Below are 16572 nucleotides of genomic sequence, written 5' to 3'. Positions count from 1 at the left end.
CTGCTGCTTCGCTGTTGATGGCTGAACAGTGGCGTTGTTATGCCTTACACCCTCTAGGAGCTGCCGAAGGCTGCGATCTTTTGATCTTGATTTTTCGTCGGCCGCACCGCAGCCAAGGTCAAAAGATCGCAGCCTTCGGCAGCTCCTACTACTCTTCACAGGTTGTAAATCGGCGAAGGACCACCTTCATCCCAAAACAAAAAACAGGGAGAACCATCATGAGCGTCAAACCCATTCCAGAGGGTTATCACAGCATCACCCCGTATCTGGGCATTCAAAAAGCGGCCGAAGCCATCGAGTTCTACAAGAAAGCTTTTGGCGCCACCGAAGTCATGCGCCTGTCCATGCCCGATGGCGGCATCGGCCACGCCGAACTGCGTATCGGCGATTGCCCGATCATGCTTGGCACGCCGTGCGATCAGGGGCCATTGAGCAATCCGGACAAGTCGCCGTCCGTGGGGCTGCATCTGTATGTGAACGATGTGGACAAGTCTTACAAACAGGCGATTGCGGCTGGCGGCACGGTGGTGTCCGAGGTCAAGGATCAGTTTTATGGCGACCGCTCGGGGACCCTGAAGGATCCCTATGGGCATCTGTGGTTTCTGGCCACGCGCAAGGAGGATCTGACTCAGGAGCAAATTGAGCAGCGGGCGAAGGAGATGTTCAAGCAGAGTTGAGCCCTTCTGTGACTGACAGGGCCCCATCGCGAGCAAGCTCGCTCCCACAAGGATCTTCTGTGATCACATTGTTTGTGAACACCCAAGATCAACTGTGGGAGCGAGCTTGCTCGCGATGGCGTCCGAACAGGCACCGCATATCCCCTTGAACACACTTCATGAACGAGCACACCACGCTTTGCGCCTTGCGCACAACGCTCCTACAGAAACCAGCCAAGTGATATCGCGAAACATTTACTTTCATATCCCCCTTCGGGATTTTCGATGCTCATCCGTCTTATTTAGATGCAGTCGGTCCGCGTAGGCAAAAGCCACGGTTCGGCCTTTCATGGACCTCATCGCTGGGAAGCCCGCAGCAGAGGCCCTCTCATCGAAACAAGACCTTTAATCATGTCGAAATCCCGTTCAAAACTCTGGTTTCTGGTCCACAGCTGGCTGGCATTGCCGATCTGGTTTTTCGTACTGATCGTCTGCGTGACCGGCACCCTGGCGGTGGTCAGCCAGGAAATCGTCTGGCTGGCCAACCCGCAAATGCGCGCCAGCCAACCCTCGGACGATGCGCCGCTGCTCAGTTACGACCAAATCATCGCCGCGATCAAAAAAGCGGAGCCGAACACACTGGTCGAAGGCATCAGCCGGCCCGATGAATCGCACTTCGCCCTCGATGTGGACGTCAGCTACCCCGACGGTCGCTCGATGACGGTTTACGTCAACCCCTACAGCGGCGTCATTCAGGGCACTGCCCCGCAATTCAATTTCAAGGCGTTTACCCGCGCCCTGCATGGCTGGTGGCTGGTGCCGTTCACCAACGGTTACAGCTGGGGCTGGTACCTGGTGTCATTCCTGAGCTTGCCGCTGCTGGCGTCGTTGGTCACCGGGCTGGTGGTCTACAAGCGCTTCTGGAAAGGATTCTTGCGACCGACCTTGCGCATTCGTCACGGTGCACGGATTTTCTGGGGCGACTTTCACCGCCTCAGCGGCATCTGGTCGATCTGGTTCATCGCGGTGATTTCCATCACCAGCACCTGGTTTCTGATTCAGGCGTTCATGTTCGATAACCAGATTTCGATTTCCACTGCGCCGGTGGCTGCTGTGGTCCCGCGTGAAAGTGTCCCGCTGACTGCCGACGGTTCGCCAGCGCCGATGATCAGCCTGGAGACGGCGATCCGCGAAGCCAAGGAACGTATTCCCGGCCTGGACGACAGCTTCGTCAGCCTGCCTGCCAATGCCTATAGCTATCTCTCGGTAGGCGGACGCAGTTGGTATCCGCTGATGTTCCAGACCGCGGACATCAACCCGTATACCGGCGACATCGCCGCCACCCGCCTGTTGTCGGACCGTTCCGGCCTGGAGCTGGTGACCGAATCCATGCGTCCGCTGCACACCGGGGATTTCGGCGGCATCTGGATCAAGCTGATCTGGTTCTTCTTCGGCCTGATCCTGAGCATGATGGTTCTCAGCGGCCTGTTGATCTGGACCAAGCGCACCGCCCTGGCCACGGCCAACGCCCTCAAGCGCAGCAACAAACGCCCGCGCAGTCAGACCGCTCCGGCCAACAGCCGTGAAACCACGGAGGTCAGCCAATGAGTCTGTTCATCGCTGATAAACCGGCTTCGAAACTGAGTCGTTTGTGGCACAAATGGCGCTTCCACATCAATGTTCTGCTGTTGCTGGTGCCGCTGGGTTTTATGCCCAAGTACTTCGCCGACGCTGCGCTGTTTCGCGGTGACACCGGCCTGGGTGAGCGGGAAATCGGCGAGGTTCAGGTGGGGCCCTGGAGCCTGCGCCTGGCCGAGTTGCGCAACGAAGCACCGACCCTCGATGGTCCGGCCGGCTATATGAAAAGCTTCAACGCGGCGCTGTGCGACACCTGTCGCGATCAGGTCAAGGCGACGTACCTGCGCATTGGTAAACCGCGCAGCCTGCGGGCTGCCGGGGTGATTTTCTTCGGCACGCCGTACCGCATGGGCGCGATGTTGCCGATCCCCGAGAAGACCAAAGCCGACGCCGAGCTTTGGATCACCATGGAAGGCTGGGACGGCGCCATGCATCAGGCCTCCGTCCCCCTGAGCCAGGCATCCCCGGCCACCCTCGCCTGGCTGAACCAACAAGGAGGCAAACCATGATCAACGTTATACGTCCTCTAAGTGCCGTGCTACTGGTGCTCTGCGCCGGTTTCAGCGCCAGCGCCCTGGCCCACAACCCGATGTGCGAATGCACAGCCATCGACGCCGAGCAGATCAAATGCACCGGCGGTTTCTCCGACGGCAGCGGCGCGCCGGGGGTGACCCTGGACGTGATCGGCTATGACGAAACCATCCTGGTGCCGGGCAAGCTCGGCGCCGATTCAACCCTGACTTTCAAGAAGCCCGGCGCCGAGTTCTACGTGCTGTTCGATGCCGGCCCCGGCCACGTCGTCGAGATTGACCAAGCGGACATCGAAGCCCCATGAGTACGCCGACTACGCAAATCGTCCGCCCGGCCGGTGCCGGCCATGAAACCCTCTATGTGTTGCTGTTGTGCCTGATGATCCTCGCTGTTGCCGGCTCGGTGGTCGCCTGGCGCGGTGAGTCTCAGGGAGTCAGCAGCGTTGGCAGCCATCAACTGGATGCCCGCCGTGACTTGAGCGCGTCCGAGCAAGGCATCTACGCCGACCTGCGGGTGACGCTCGACGAAATTCATCTGCTGCGTCAGGAGCAACAGGCGCTACCCGCCCCCGCCGCCCTCGCCGATGAGGGTTTTGCGCCGTTCGCCCAGGACGCCAGTTCCGTCAGCCGCGGCGGTCATGCCTGGCAATTGCTCGACGCCAAGGCTTACTTCGGCCAGAGCCAGACGCCCACCGTGGCGGGTTCGTTTCTGATGCGCTTGACCGCTGACGACGATGCGCCGGACGTCTGGCTTAACCGCGGCAAAGCCCTCGCGGCCCCGACCGATCTCACCGACGCCGCGCTGGAAAGCGCCGGCTGGCAGCAGATCGTCGCGCAATTCGATGCCGGCGTGACCCGCCAGCACCGGCACTGAACCCTCGCCTTCACCCGAGAGAAGACCGCTTTCCCATGCCTATTTCATCTCAACGTTCTTTCTTGCGCCTGATGTTGGTCGGCTTACTGGCTTGTCTGCTGACCCCGCTGGCCAGTGCCGACGAAGCCAAGCGCCTGCGCATCGGCATCACCCTGCACCCTTATTACAGCTACGTGGCGAACATCGTCGGTGACAAGGCCGAGGTGGTGCCGCTGATTCCGGCCGGTTTCAACCCGCATGCCTACGAGCCGCGCGCCGAAGACATCAAGCGCATCAGCGGTCTGGACGTGGTCGTGCTCAACGGCGTCGGCCATGACGACTTTGCCGACCGCATGATCGCCGCCAGCGAAACCCCGAACATCCCGGTGATCGAAGCCAACGAAAACGTGCCGTTGCTGGCCGCCACCGGCGTCGCCGCTCGCGGCGCCGGCAAGGTCGTGAACCCGCACACGTTCCTGTCGATCAGCGCCTCGATTGCCCAAGTCAACAACATCGCCCGGGAACTGGGCAAGCTCGACCCGGCCAACGCCAAGATCTACACCCAGAACGCCCGCGCCTACGGCAAACGCCTGCGGCAGATGCGCGCCGACGCCCTGGCGAAGCTGACCCAGGCGCCGAACGCCGAACTGCGAGTGGCCACGGTTCACGCGGCGTACGACTATTTGCTGCGCGAATTCGGCCTGGAAGTGACCGCTGTGGTCGAACCGGCCCACGGCATCGAACCGAGCCCGAGCCAGTTGAAAAAAACCATCGATCAACTGCGTGAACTGGACGTGAAAGTGATCTTCTCGGAGATGGATTTCCCGTCCACCTACGTCGGGACCATCCAGCGTGAATCCGGGGTGAAGCTGTACCCGCTGTCGCACATTTCCTATGGCGAATACACCGCCGACAAGTACGAAAAGGAAATGACCGGCAACCTCAACACCGTGGTCCGGGCAATTCAGGAGTCCGGGGCATGACGGCGAAAGAAACACTCAGCACACCGAACCCCATCCTGAAGGAATCTGAATCCCCTGTGGGAGCGAGCTTGCTCGCGATAGCGGTGGATCAGTCGCCATCAATGTTCGATGACACTCCGCTATCGCGAGCAAGTCGAATCGTCGCACCGTCGCTCCCACAGGTTTCGGGGCCGACGCTGGATTTTGCGGAGGTCAGCCTGACGCTGGGCCGCACGACGATCCTCGACAACGTCACGTTTCAGGTCCAGCCCGGCAGCGTGCATGCGCTGGTCGGCCCCAACGGTGGCGGCAAGAGTTCGCTGATCAAGACCTTGCTCGGGCAGATGCCGCATCAGGGTCGCTTGAGTCTGCAATGGCCCGGCACCCCGGGAACCATCGGCTACGTGCCTCAAGCTCTGGAATTCGACCGCGGCCTACCAATGACCGTCGACGACTTCATGGCCGCGATGTGCCAGCGGCGTCCGGCGTTCCTCGGATTGAGCAAGCATTACGCCGCCGCGATTGGCGAAGCCCTGGAACGGGTCGGCATGCAGGACAAACGCAGGCGGCGCATGGGTGCGTTGTCCGGCGGTGAGCGTCAGCGTGTGTTGCTGGCTCAAGGGTTGATTCCGGCGCCGCAATTGTTGGTGTTGGATGAACCGATGTCGGCTTTGGATGAGGCGGGAATTCAGGTGTTCGAACGGCTGCTCGGCGACTGGCGTCAAAGCGGAATCACCGTGCTGTGGATCGAGCATGATCTGGAAGCGGTTGGACGGCTGGCAGATCGCGTCACCGGGCTCAATCGCCGGGTACTGTTCGATGCCTCGCCGAAACAGGCACTGACTCCGGAACGATTGCTGACTCTGTTCTCGACCCATCCACGGAGCGCTGCCTGATGAGTTACGAAGCCTTTCGTTTGATGGTCCAGGGGTGGGCCTCGTCGGGTTACTTGCCCGAGGCGCTGGCCTATGGATTTGTGGTCAACGCATTGCTCGCCGGCTTGCTGATCGGCCCGGTGCTGGGCGGTTTGGGGACGTTGGTGGTGGTCAAGCGTTTCGCATTTTTCTCTGAAGCGGTAGGCCACGCAGCGTTGACCGGCGTGGCCATCGGCATTCTGCTGGGCGAACCTTACACCGGACCTTACGGCAGCCTGTTCGGCTACTGCTTGTTGTTCGGCATCTTGCTGAACTACCTGCGCAACCGCACGGGTCTGGCGCCGGATACGTTGATCGGTGTGTTTCTGTCGGTGTCGTTGGCGCTGGGTGCCAGTCTGCTGCTGATTCTGGCGGGCAAGATCAACGTACACATCCTTGAAAACGTGCTGTTCGGTTCGGTGCTGACGGTGAACGGCAATGATTTGCTGGTGTTGGCCATCGTTGGTTCGCTGGTCATGGCGCTGGCCTTGCCGCTGTACAACCGCATCATGCTGGCCAGTTTCAACCCGCAACTGGCGGCGGTTCGCGGTGTGGCGGTGAAGACGCTGGATTATCTGTTTGTGATTCTGGTGACGCTGATCACCGTGGCCGCGGTGAAAGTCATCGGCGCGATTCTGGTCGGCGCCCTGTTGGTGATTCCAGCGGCGGCGGCGCGTTTGCTCAGCCAGTCGCTCAAGGGTTTTTTCTGGTGCTCGGTGCTGATCGCCACGGTCAGCACGCTATGCGGGATTCTCGCGCCGATTGTCTTCGACCTGCCTATCCCGTCCGGCGCCGCGATCATTCTGGTGGCCGGTATCGCCTTCGCTCTCGCCGCCATTGCGCGTGGCGTTGTCCCCAGTCTGAAAGGGAATCTCGGATAAATGTCTTTTTCTCTGCGTCAATTGACCCTGGCATTGACCTTCACATTGACCTTGTACGGGCTGGTCAACACAACTTTTGCGGCTGACAGCGCCAAACCGTTACGCGTGCTGGCGTCCTTGCCGATCACTTATGGCCTGGGCGAAGTCCTGCTCAAAGGCACCGACGTCAACCTTGAACGTGCCGCGCCGGCGAACCTGCCCGGTAGCCGTCAGACCGCGTACTTCACAGGTCGTGGCGCTCCGGCGCTGGCCAAACTGGCGACCGACGCCGATGCAGTGATTGGTCTGCGTTCGCTGTGGGCGGATGATCCGCTTTACCCGATCTCCCGGCGTAACAACATCCGCATCGTCGAGGTCGACGCCGCCCGCCCGGTGGACGGCGCCCTGCCCGGCATCGCCGTGCAGCCGGGCAACAAGGTTGATGGATTGAACAGTCAGCCGTGGTTTTCCAGCAACAACATGGGGCGGATGGCGGACGTCATGGCGGCGGACCTGGTGCGCCTGGCGCCCGAGGCCAAGCCGAAGATCGAGGCCAACCTGGCGGCGCTCAAACAGCGCTTGCTCAAGTTCAGCGCCGACAGCGAAGCGCGGCTGGCCAGTGTCGACAACCTCAGTGTGATGAGCCTGAGCGATCACTTTGGCTATCTGATCGGCGGCCTCAACCTGGAGCTGATCGGCCTAGATGCGCGGCCGGATGCCGAGTGGTCACCTGAAGCGCTCAAGCAATTGGGTGCGACGCTCAAGGACAATGATGTTGCGGTGGTGCTGCATCACCGACAACCGTCGGATGCGGTGAAAGCGGTGATTGCTGAGGCTGGGAGTCGCCTGGTGGTGTTGAGTGTGGATGCGGCGGATCCGGTGGCCGAGCTGGAGGGGAATGTGGATTTGCTGATCAAGGAGTTGAGTGACGGGCCTTCGGCCTAAGATCAAAAGATCGCAGCCTTCGGCAGCTCCTGCAGGGTGTACATCAATCCCAATGTAGGAGCTGCCGAAGGCTGCGATCTTTTGACGTTCAAAAACCAAAAAGCCCGCTGACCTATATCGGTTCAGCGGGCTTCTTTTTGCGCGGTGACTTAATGAGCCACAGCCGCTTGTTCCTCCATCTTCTGGCGCAAGCTCAGCGGACGCATGTCAGTCCAGGTTTCTTCGATGTAAGCCAGGCATTCCTTCTTCAAGCCGCTCTTGCCCACGGTGCGCCAGCCTGCAGGCACGGCTTTGTAGTCGGGCCAGATCGAGTACTGCTCTTCGTGGTTGACCACGACCTGAAAGAGGATGTCCTCGCGGTCGAATACTGAAGTCATGGTGTTTCTCCATCGCTGTAGGGTGGGCTGCACTGCGTGCGCAGCCGTTATGTAGAAGGAACGTGTCAGAGACTGACAAATTTAGAGGCTGGCGGTGGCAGCAGCCATGGCCCGGCCGAATATCTCGGCCACCCGATCGATTTCCGAAGCGGTAATCACCAGCGGCGGCAGGAAACGCACCACGCCGCCATGACGACCACCCAGTTCAAGAATCAAGCCGCGCTTGAGGCATTCACGCTGCACCAGCGGCGCCAGACGACCGAAAATCGGTGGATGACCCAGCGAATCCAGCTCGCCAGTCGGATCGACCAGTTCAACACCCAGCATCAAGCCGCGACCGCGGATATCACCCAGTTGCGGGAAGTCCCGCTGCAGGATGTGCAAGTGTTCGCTCAGGCGTTCGCCCATGGCGGCAGCGTGCTCGCAGACCTTGTGTTCGGTCAGGTAACGCATCACCGCAGAACCTGCGGCCATGGCCATTTGATTGCCGCGGAAGGTCCCTGCATGGGCGCCCGGCAGCCAGGTGTCGAGCCAGTCGCGATAGACCACCACGGCCAGCGGCAGACTGCCGCCGATGGCTTTGGACATGACCACCACGTCCGGAATGATCCCGGCGTGCTCGAAGGCGAACATCTTGCCGGTGCGGGCAAAACCGCTCTGAATCTCGTCGACGATCAGCGCGACACCGGCCTTTTCGGTAACCCGCCGCAGGCCGCGCAGCCAGTCGAGATCGGCCGGGATCACCCCGCCCTCGCCCTGCACCACTTCGACGATCACCGCTGCGGGTAACTGCACGCCGGCTTCTGGATCATTGAGCAGGTTTTCCAGGTAGTTGAGATTGACCTTCACACCTTGCGCGCCGCCGAGCCCGAACGGGCAGCGGTAATCATAGGGATACGGCATGAACTGCACGCCGCTGCTGAGCAAGGCGCCCAAGGGTTTCTTCGGCCCCAGACTGCCCATCAGGCTCAGCGCGCCCTGGCTCATGCCGTGATAACCGCCCTGGAACGACAGCACGGTGCTGCGTCCGGTGGCAGTGCGCACCAGTTTCAGCGCGGCTTCCACCGCGTCGGTGCCAGTCGGGCCGCAGAACTGGATCTTGGCTTCAGCGGCCAAAGCCAGCGGCAGCAGACCGAACAGGTCCTGGACAAATTGATCCTTGACCGGGGTGGTCAGGTCGAGGGTGTGCAGTGGCAGTTCATCGGTCAGCACTTGCTGGATCGCTTCGATCACCACCGGATGGTTGTGTCCAAGGGCCAACGTCCCTGCGCCGGCCAGGCAGTCGATGAAACGACGGCCTTCGACGTCTTCGACATAAATGCCCTTGGCCCGTTTGAGGGCCAGGGGAATGCGTCGCGGATAGCTGCGGGCATTCGATTCCTGCTGGTTTTGACGGGCCAGCAGCGGCGATTCGTTGAACTGATAAAGCGTCTCGGTCGGCGCCGGAGTGATCCGGGCCGACTGATCTTCCATAAGGCTGGTAGCGACTGACATCTCTCGACCCCTCAATAAGGTTTTCCTGTTCTGGAAACGCATCAGGGCGCCGAGGATTTAGACCCTCGATCAGCTTTCTATGAAGGTGGTGGCAGCGCTTTGTGCATGGGAATCGCGTGGAGCCCGGCTACGGCGAAGGTTTCGGCGCAAGGCTGGTAACCCAGATGACGGTAAAACGCTTCACTGGTGCGGGTGCTGTTGAGTCGGGCCTGGCGCAAACCCTGATCGGTCAACCAGCCTTCAAGGTTGTGCACCAGCGCTTGCCCGGCCCCGCGACGAAACCATTCCGGTTGCACGTAACAAAACGCGACCTTGCCGCTGATCGCAGCCATCGCGACGCCGACCGGTTTGTCCTGCAACAGGGCAATGTTCAGGTACAACCGCGGGTCGCTCAGCCAGGGCTGCACGTGTTCGATGGTCTTGTTGTGGGTCCAGGTGGCGACGGTGAGCGGATCGTTGCGATGGTCAAGCGCGCAACCGACGCGGATGGATCGCTCGACGATGCGGCTGATGATGCCGGCGTCGGCGGGGGTTGCCTTGCAAATGTGTAGGGGTGCATCCATGGCGCTGTTACCTCAATCCATTGAGAAAAAGCTGCCGGGGACGATAGCGCCGGGGACGGCTTAAATGCCAATGGAGAGAAGTTACATTTGATGTGCGACATAGAACCCCTGTGGGAGCGAGCTTGCTCGCGATAGCGGCGGCACATCCAGTATTGATGTGACTGACAGACCGTCATCGCGAGCAAGCTCGCTCCCACAGGGAATTGGGGGGTGATCAGATGGGTTGCAAAGGCATCGTCAACTCAACCCGCAACCCATCCGGCCGACTGTCGAAATGCAACGTACAGCCGCAACGTTGGACAATCGCCTGGACAATCGCCAGACCCAGGCCGCAGCCAGTGCTCTGGCCGTTGCGCCAGAAGCGTTGGGTCAAATGTTGCAGATCGTCTTCGGCAATGCCCGGCCCATGGTCCCGAACCACAAACTGCACGCGGTTGCCGGTGGTTACCAGACTCAGCTCCACCGCGCCGTCGCCCGGGGTATGCCGCAGCGCGTTGTCCAGCAGGTTGCGCAGCGCGGCAATCGACAGCACGGCGGGCATTTGCACCGGGGCGTGAGAGATCTTCGGCGGCATCTGAAATTTGATCCGCTGACGATCACCGCTGGCGGCGTCCTGAATCGCCAGTTTCGCCACCTGCTCGGCGCTGCATTGCACGCCGTCATCGAATGACAGACTGCCCTCGACCCTCGCGAGCAACAGCAATTGCTCAAGGGTCCGGTGCAGGCGATCGGCGCCCTCTTCGGCCCGGGCCAAGGATTGATCCCGGGCCGCGCCGTCGGTCATGCGCGCCACTTGCAGGTGGGTCTTGATCGCTGTTAGTGGGCTGCGCAATTCATGGGCAGCGTCACCGGTCAGACGGCGTTCCCGTTCGATGGTCTTGCCGATGCGCAGGAACAACTGATTCTGGGTGTCCAGCAACGGTTGCAGTTCGCTGGGCAGCGGCTGGATTTGCAAGGGTTCGAGAGAATCGGCGCTGCGGCGCATCAAGGCATCGCGCATGCGGTTGAGTGGCGCCAGCCCCTGGCCGATCCCCAGCCAGAGCAGGCACAGGCAACCGAGCAAGGCCACGCCCACCGGCACCGAAGCGGCCAGCAGGATCGACATGTTCAGCGCCTCACGCTCGATCTGCCGGTCGGCGGTGGTGATGCGCACGTCGCCACGGGCCAGGGTGAAACTGCGCCACGGTGCGCCGTCGATCATCTGGTCGTGAAAGCCCATTTTCTCGGCTTCCAGGGTTTGTTGCGGATCGGTGTGACTGCGGGCGAGGATTTCGCCACGTAGCGAACTGACCTGACAGGCCATGCCACCGGGGATATTCAGTTGTTCAGCGCTGAAATGGGTGCCCTCGCCCTTGCTCGGCAATGCCGGCAACTGCTCCATCAGGCCGGCGACCATCCGCGCCGACGCTACAAGCCGCTGGTCGAGGGAAAACATCATCTGATTGCGCAAATCGCTGAGCATCCAGGCCGCCGCCAGGGCCCAGATCAGCGCAAAAGCGGCGCCGAGTGTCAGGCTCAGGCGCAAACGCAGGCTCATCACTTTTTCAATTCCTCTGCGCCATCGGCCGGCCCCAGGCGATAGCCCAGGCCGCGCACCGTCTCGACAATGCCATTGCCGAGTTTGCGCCGCAGGTGATGGATATGCACGTTGAGGGCATTGCTTTCCAGCTCATCGTTAAAACCATAAACGCTGTCTTTCAATTGCTCGGTCGACAGCACCCGGCCCCGGTTATGCAGCAAGGCCTGCAACAGCGACTGCTCACGACGGGAAAGGTCCACCGGCTGGCCGCCAAGCATGGTTTCACGGCTGCTTGGGTCATAAGTCAGGCGACCGTGCTCGATCAGGTTGACGCTGCGCCCCGCCACCCGTCGCAGCAGGGTATGCAGGCGCGCGGCGAGTTCGCGCAGGTCGAACGGTTTGAGCAAGTAATCGTCGGCGCCGGCTTGCAAGCCGTCGACGCGGTCGGTGACTGAATCCCGGGCGGTGAGGATCAACACCGGGATTTCCAGACCGCTGTGTCGCAACTGCTGTAGCAGCTTCAAACCGTCTTCATCGGGCAGACCGAGGTCGAGCACCATCACATCGAACTCGGCGACCTTGAGCATCGCCCGGGCAGACGACGCGGTGGCGACATGTTCTACCGTCAGGCCCTGAGCGGTGAGGCCGGCGACAATGCCGCTGGCGATCAACTCGTCGTCTTCGCAAACCAGTACGTGCATGGTGAGACCTGTTGAAAAAAGGTGATTAGGCCGGTGGCCGATTAAGCGGACATTATGCCGCAAACGCCAATGCCACAAGGCCACCGCGGTTAATCATCGGTTAATCGACGCCGCCCATTGTGCACTTCACTTGCACAGGGACAAGGCTTACCCATGCGTCGACTGTTTCTATTCTTTGTTCTCCTGATCTCGGGTCTGGCCCAGGCAGGGGCTGATCCGTTCGCGACCAAACCCGACTTTCTACCCGTCGGCAAGGCGTTCATCTTCACCTCCGAACGCCTTGATTCCGGTGAAACCCAGCTCTATTGGCAGATCGCCGACGGTTATTACCTCTACCAGCAACGCCTGAAATTCGATGGCTTGCCCGCGGAACACAAGCCTGTATTGCCTGACGGCGAAGCGCACAGCGATGAGTTCTTTGGCGAACAGCAGGTCTATCGCCAAGGCCTGGAACTGAAGATCCCGGCTGGTGCCACGGGGCAAATCAAAGTGGGCTTCCAGGGCTGTGCCGATGCCGGCTTGTGTTATCCGCCGCAAACTCAGGTCGTGGATCTGGGCGGCAAATCGACTACCGCAGCGATAAACGAAGCGCCGGACCAAGCCTTGGCCAGCGACCTGCAACAGCGGGCGCTGGGTTGGAGCTTGTTGGTGTTCTTCGGTCTGGGGCTGTTGCTGGCCTTCACGCCTTGCTCGCTGCCGATGCTGCCGATTCTGGGCGGTTTGATTGTCGGCAGTGGCGCCACGCCCAAGCGCGGTTTCGCCTTGGCCACCAGCTATGTCGTGAGCATGGCGCTGGTGTATGCGGCGATGGGCGTTCTGGCCGCGCTGCTGGGGGCGAATCTGCAGGCGTTGTTGCAGAACCCTTGGTTGCTGGGCAGTTTCGCGGCTGTGTTTGTGTTGCTGGCGTTGCCGATGTTCGGCTTCTTCGAGTTGCAACTGCCGGTGGCCGTGCGTGATCGATTGGAAAATGTCTCGCGCAATCAGCGCGGCGGCAGCCTGTTCGGCGCCGGTGTGTTGGGTGCCTTGTCCGGTTTGCTGGTGGGCCCGTGCATGACCGCCCCGCTGGCGGGCGCCTTGCTCTACATCGCTCAAAGCGGCAATGCACTGCATGGCGGGCTGATTCTGTTCGCCATGGGCATCGGCATCGGCGTACCGCTGCTGCTGTTGGTCACCGTCGGCAATCGCTTCCTGCCCAAACCTGGCGCCTGGATGAACCTGCTCAAGGGCGTGTTCGGCTTCCTGTTCCTCGCTACCGCGTTGCTGATGCTGCGTCCGGTGCTGGATGAATCAATGTGGATTGGTTTGTGCGGTGCGTTACTGTTGATTGCCGCGTACAGCGCCTGGAAACAGTCGGAAGGTTTCGGTCGCGTAGCCCATGTGTTCGGCGCCAGCTCACTATTGCTGGGTGTGTGGGGTAGCCTGCTGATGATCGGTGCCGCTGGCGGCGGCGACGACCTGTTGAAGCCATTGCAGGTCTACAGCGCTTCAAACTCGAGCAGCACCGCAAACCCGGTTGGCCACGACGCATTCACCACGATCAAGGACCCGGCAGCTCTGCAACGGGAGCTAGACGCGGCACAGGCTCAGGGCCAATGGGTGCTGCTGGACTACTACGCTGACTGGTGCGTGTCGTGCAAGGTCATGGAAAAACAGGTGTTCGGCAAAGCCCACGTACTGGAAGCCTTGAGCGATGTGCGCTTGCTACGGCTGGACGTCACCGCCGACAATGCCGCGAGCCGCGAACTGCTCGGCCGTTATAAAGTGCCGGGGCCACCGAGCCTGCTGTGGATCGGCGCCGACGGCATCGAGCGTCGCAGCCAGCGCATCACCGGTGAGGTCGATGCCGGCACCTTCCTGCAACGCTGGACCACTACCCGAGACGCCCGTTAATGCTGACCTTTACCCTCGGCACTTTTGCCATCGCGCTTAATCACCTGCTGCTGATCAGTGCCCTGGCGCTGGCGACATTCATCGGCTGGCGGGTGGCCAAGCGTGGCGGCGAGAACCCGGAGTCGGTGCTGTTCAGCCTGTTCCTGCTGGGCATGCTGGCCGCCCGAATCAGCTTCGTGATCGCCTACTGGGCGCAGTACCGCAACGATCCGTGGCAGATCATCGACCTGCGCGACGGCGGTTTCCTCGCCTGGCCGGGTGTGATCGTGCTGCTGCTTGCCGCGTTGTATCGAGGCTGGCGTCGCCCGGGCTTGCGCCGGCCGTTGGGCTTTGGCGTGGCCAGCGGCCTGGCGTTCTGGCTGCTGGCGACCTTCTCTCTGACCATTTACGAACAAGGCACACGCCTGCCGGAAATTACCCTGCGCAATGCCGCCGGTGAAACCGTGCAACTGGCGGACTACAAGGGCGGCCCGTTGGTGATCAATCTCTGGGCCACCTGGTGTCCGCCATGCCGCAGGGAAATGCCGGTGCTGGAAAACGCCCAGCAACACCGCCCGGACCTGACGTTCCTGTTCGTCAACCAGGCTGAAAGCATGCAAAGCGTCAGTACTTTTCTGGAAACCCAGGGCCTGAGCTTGTCCAACGTACTTTTTGACGGCAGTGGCCGATTGGGCCAGGCCGTCGGTTCCATGGCGTTGCCGACTACGCTGTTCTATAGTCCCGACGGTCGCCTGCTGGGCAGCCATCTGGGTGAGCTGTCGGAAGCCAGCCTGGCCCGCGCCCTGGAAAACTTCGACACCCCGAATCCTGCCGTACCGGCCACCTCTTCAAGGAAATTGCCATGCCCCGCCTCCGCCACCTGCTGACATTGACCCTGGGCGCCGCCCTGCTGCATCTACCGTCGGTGCAGGCCGCCGAAGAATTGCCCGAAGCGATCAAGAAAATCGAAGCCAAGGGCGCAAAAATCGTCGGCCAATTCGACGCTCCCGACGGCTTGCGCGGTTATGCGGCGCAGTACCAGAACCGTGGCATGGCGCTGTACCTGACCCCGGATGGCAAGCACGTACTGCTCGGCAATCTGTACGACGCCGACGGCAACGACCTGACCAGCGCGCCGTTGCAGAAGATGGTTTACGCACCAATGGCCAAGGAAGTCTGGGGCAAGATGGAAGCCAGCAACTGGATCGGCGACGGGAAGAAAGATGCACCGCGGATCGTGTACCTGTTCAGCGATCCGAACTGCCCTTATTGCAACGTGTTCTGGGAACAGGCGCGGCCATGGGTCAAGGCTGGCAAGGTGCAGCTGCGGCACATCATGGTCGGCATCATTCGCGAAGACAGTCCGGGGAAATCGGCTGCGCTGCTGGCCGCCAAGGATCCGCAGAAAGCGCTGGAAGACCATGAGAAGTCAGGCAAGAAAAGCTCGCTAAAAGCCCTGAAAAACGTGCCTCCGGCGATTCAGGCGAAGCTGGCGGCCAACATGCAGTTGATGGAAGACCTGGAGCTGCAGGCCACCCCGGCGATTTTCTACATGGACGACAAGGGCGAGCTGCAACAACAGCAAGGCGCGCCGTCGCCGGACAAGCTGGTGCAAATTCTCGGGCCTAAGTGACCCCACCGACCCCATCGCGAGCAAGCTCGCTCCCACAGTTGATCGCCTATCCCTGTGGGAGCGAGCTTGCTCGCGATGGCGTCAGTAAGATCGACTAAGTTATGTCAGCCACAAACTTCAGCAGTGCTTCGGTGACGAACTGCGGATTCTCCAGATTGGAGATATGCCCCGCCTCCGGCACCAGCACAGATGGGCAACCGATCAACTCGGCCATCTCCCTCGTCTCGGATGGCGGCCGCGGTTTGTCCTGATCGCCACACATCAACAGCGTGGTGTCAGGATTCAACTCGCCCAGACGCGGCAACAGATCATCCCGCCCAAACGTAATCCGCCCCATCGGCACGATGCTCTCGCGCAGACGCTCCGGCGGCAGTGCGGCCAGTTTGGCGCGGAAATCCTGATACAGCGCCGACTGCGGATCGATGCCCGGACGGAAGAAGATCGGCACGACGATATCGAGCAGCGGCGGCGCAATCACGCCGGTGTCTTCGATCTGTTTGAACAGCGAGAAATAGTACTGGCGAGTCGGTTCGGGTTCGACGCCGACGTAGGTATCCATTAGCACCAGACCGTTGATCCGCTGCGGTGCCGACAGCGCCAGACGCACGCCCCACATGCCGCCGACCGAGAGACCGACCAGCGTGACACGGTCGATGTCCAGATGATCGAGCAGCGCCAGTGCCTGGCGCGCTACGTCATCCAGCGACCTTGTGCACTCGGGCATCCGCCCGGATTCACCATGGCCCCACAGGTCCAGAGCAATTACCCGGTATTGCTGCGACAGAGCGGCAATCTGCGGCGCCCACATGGCCTGGTCCCACAGATAACTGCCGGCCAGCAGAACGGCAGGGCCGGTGCCTTGATCAATGTAGTGAAGGGGTTGTCCATCAACCGTAACGAAGGGCATTGACTGTCTCCTCTGGCAAAAAATGGAGCAGGCAGACTGTGCCGGAGTCGTTCCACAGTCAACCTGCCAAAGATCAAAAGATCGCAGGCTTCGCCAGCTCCTACAGGGGTCTAAGTACACCCGTAGGAGCTGCCGCAGGCTGCGATCTTTT

The 16572-nt window shown here is 61.1% G+C and carries 18 protein-coding genes; 12 read left to right on the top strand and 6 right to left on the bottom strand.

Features of this window, described 5'->3' with window-relative positions; translation table 11 throughout:
• Window positions 1–218 precede the first annotated feature (218 nt).
• The 9 genes from ACIQU2_RS15240 to ACIQU2_RS15200 all read left to right on the top strand — a co-directional run bounded on the left by ACIQU2_RS15240 (window position 219) and on the right by ACIQU2_RS15200 (window position 7358).
• Entirely contained in the window at window positions 219–677 is a 459-nt protein-coding gene (locus ACIQU2_RS15240; protein WP_347805441.1) for a VOC family protein, read from the top strand.
• Between the two features lie 387 nt (window positions 678–1064).
• The gene (locus ACIQU2_RS15235) at window positions 1065–2264 is read left to right on the top strand and encodes a PepSY-associated TM helix domain-containing protein (RefSeq protein ID WP_403142167.1); all 1200 of its coding nucleotides are present in this window, start codon (window positions 1065–1067) and stop codon (window positions 2262–2264) included.
• Complete coding sequence (locus ACIQU2_RS15230; RefSeq protein ID WP_403142124.1) at window positions 2261–2803, top strand: thiamine pyrophosphate-binding protein; 543 nt, start codon at window positions 2261–2263, stop codon at window positions 2801–2803. Before ACIQU2_RS15235 ends, ACIQU2_RS15230 begins: the two co-directional genes overlap by 4 nt.
• On the top strand, window positions 2800–3129 hold the full coding sequence (locus tag ACIQU2_RS15225) for a hypothetical protein (protein WP_347805439.1): 330 nt from the start codon (window positions 2800–2802) through the stop codon (window positions 3127–3129). The genes ACIQU2_RS15230 and ACIQU2_RS15225 overlap by 4 nt, the downstream gene beginning before the upstream one ends.
• The gene (locus ACIQU2_RS15220) at window positions 3126–3698 is read left to right on the top strand and encodes a DUF6162 family protein (RefSeq protein ID WP_403142121.1); all 573 of its coding nucleotides are present in this window, start codon (window positions 3126–3128) and stop codon (window positions 3696–3698) included. Before ACIQU2_RS15225 ends, ACIQU2_RS15220 begins: the two co-directional genes overlap by 4 nt.
• Window positions 3699–3733: 35 nt before the next feature.
• Window positions 3734–4660: a metal ABC transporter substrate-binding protein gene (locus tag ACIQU2_RS15215; RefSeq protein WP_403142118.1), complete on the top strand. Its 927-nt coding sequence runs from the start codon at window positions 3734–3736 to the stop codon at window positions 4658–4660.
• Complete coding sequence (locus ACIQU2_RS15210; RefSeq protein WP_403142115.1) at window positions 4657–5535, top strand: metal ABC transporter ATP-binding protein; 879 nt, start codon at window positions 4657–4659, stop codon at window positions 5533–5535. Before ACIQU2_RS15215 ends, ACIQU2_RS15210 begins: the two co-directional genes overlap by 4 nt.
• Window positions 5535–6434: a metal ABC transporter permease gene (locus ACIQU2_RS15205; protein ID WP_003226663.1), complete on the top strand. Its 900-nt coding sequence runs from the start codon at window positions 5535–5537 to the stop codon at window positions 6432–6434. The genes ACIQU2_RS15210 and ACIQU2_RS15205 overlap by 1 nt, the downstream gene beginning before the upstream one ends.
• The gene (locus ACIQU2_RS15200) at window positions 6435–7358 is read left to right on the top strand and encodes a metal ABC transporter solute-binding protein, Zn/Mn family (protein WP_347805435.1); all 924 of its coding nucleotides are present in this window, start codon (window positions 6435–6437) and stop codon (window positions 7356–7358) included.
• Between the two features lie 149 nt (window positions 7359–7507).
• On the opposite strand, the gene ACIQU2_RS15195 is transcribed toward ACIQU2_RS15200, so the two are convergent.
• The 5 genes from ACIQU2_RS15195 to ACIQU2_RS15175 all read right to left on the bottom strand — a co-directional run bounded on the left by ACIQU2_RS15195 (window position 7508) and on the right by ACIQU2_RS15175 (window position 12012).
• Window positions 7508–7735, bottom strand: coding sequence for an MbtH family protein (locus ACIQU2_RS15195; protein WP_008152757.1), 228 nt, complete (start codon window positions 7733–7735; stop codon window positions 7508–7510).
• Between the two features lie 81 nt (window positions 7736–7816).
• Entirely contained in the window at window positions 7817–9229 is a 1413-nt protein-coding gene (locus ACIQU2_RS15190; RefSeq protein WP_347805434.1) for an aspartate aminotransferase family protein, read from the bottom strand.
• Window positions 9230–9306: 77 nt separating this feature from the next.
• Window positions 9307–9792: a GNAT family N-acetyltransferase gene (locus tag ACIQU2_RS15185; protein ID WP_403142109.1), complete on the bottom strand. Its 486-nt coding sequence runs from the start codon at window positions 9790–9792 to the stop codon at window positions 9307–9309.
• A 214-nt stretch (window positions 9793–10006) separates the two neighbouring features.
• Entirely contained in the window at window positions 10007–11332 is a 1326-nt protein-coding gene (locus ACIQU2_RS15180) for an ATP-binding protein (RefSeq protein WP_403142106.1), read from the bottom strand.
• Window positions 11329–12012 carry a response regulator gene (locus tag ACIQU2_RS15175; protein ID WP_074878741.1) on the bottom strand — a complete coding sequence of 228 codons (684 nt, stop codon included), beginning with the start codon at window positions 12010–12012 and terminating at the stop codon, window positions 11329–11331. Before ACIQU2_RS15175 ends, ACIQU2_RS15180 begins: the two co-directional genes overlap by 4 nt.
• A 153-nt stretch (window positions 12013–12165) precedes the next feature.
• Here ACIQU2_RS15175 and dsbD point away from each other — a divergent pair, with 153 nt between their 5' ends.
• The 3 genes from dsbD to dsbG are packed head-to-tail and all read left to right on the top strand — an operon-like array spanning window position 12166 to window position 15514.
• Window positions 12166–13902 carry a protein-disulfide reductase DsbD gene (gene dsbD / locus ACIQU2_RS15170; RefSeq protein ID WP_403142103.1) on the top strand — a complete coding sequence of 579 codons (1737 nt, stop codon included), beginning with the start codon at window positions 12166–12168 and terminating at the stop codon, window positions 13900–13902.
• On the top strand, window positions 13902–14768 hold the full coding sequence (locus tag ACIQU2_RS15165) for a prolipoprotein diacylglyceryl transferase family protein (RefSeq protein WP_403142100.1): 867 nt from the start codon (window positions 13902–13904) through the stop codon (window positions 14766–14768). Before dsbD ends, ACIQU2_RS15165 begins: the two co-directional genes overlap by 1 nt.
• Window positions 14744–15514: a thiol:disulfide interchange protein DsbG gene (dsbG, locus tag ACIQU2_RS15160; protein WP_403142097.1), complete on the top strand. Its 771-nt coding sequence runs from the start codon at window positions 14744–14746 to the stop codon at window positions 15512–15514. The genes ACIQU2_RS15165 and dsbG overlap by 25 nt, the downstream gene beginning before the upstream one ends.
• A gap of 94 nt (window positions 15515–15608) precedes the next feature.
• Here dsbG and ACIQU2_RS15155 read toward each other — a convergent pair whose 3' ends face one another.
• Window positions 15609–16421: an alpha/beta fold hydrolase gene (locus ACIQU2_RS15155; RefSeq protein ID WP_403142095.1), complete on the bottom strand. Its 813-nt coding sequence runs from the start codon at window positions 16419–16421 to the stop codon at window positions 15609–15611.
• Window positions 16422–16572 lie beyond the last annotated feature (151 nt).

The organism is Pseudomonas sp. NPDC098740 (assembly GCF_044760065.1).
Taxonomy (GTDB): Bacteria; Pseudomonadota; Gammaproteobacteria; order Pseudomonadales; family Pseudomonadaceae; genus Aquipseudomonas; species Aquipseudomonas rossensis.
The sequence above is the reverse complement of the archived record's forward strand: the minus strand, read 5'-3'. Positions and strand labels throughout refer to the sequence as shown.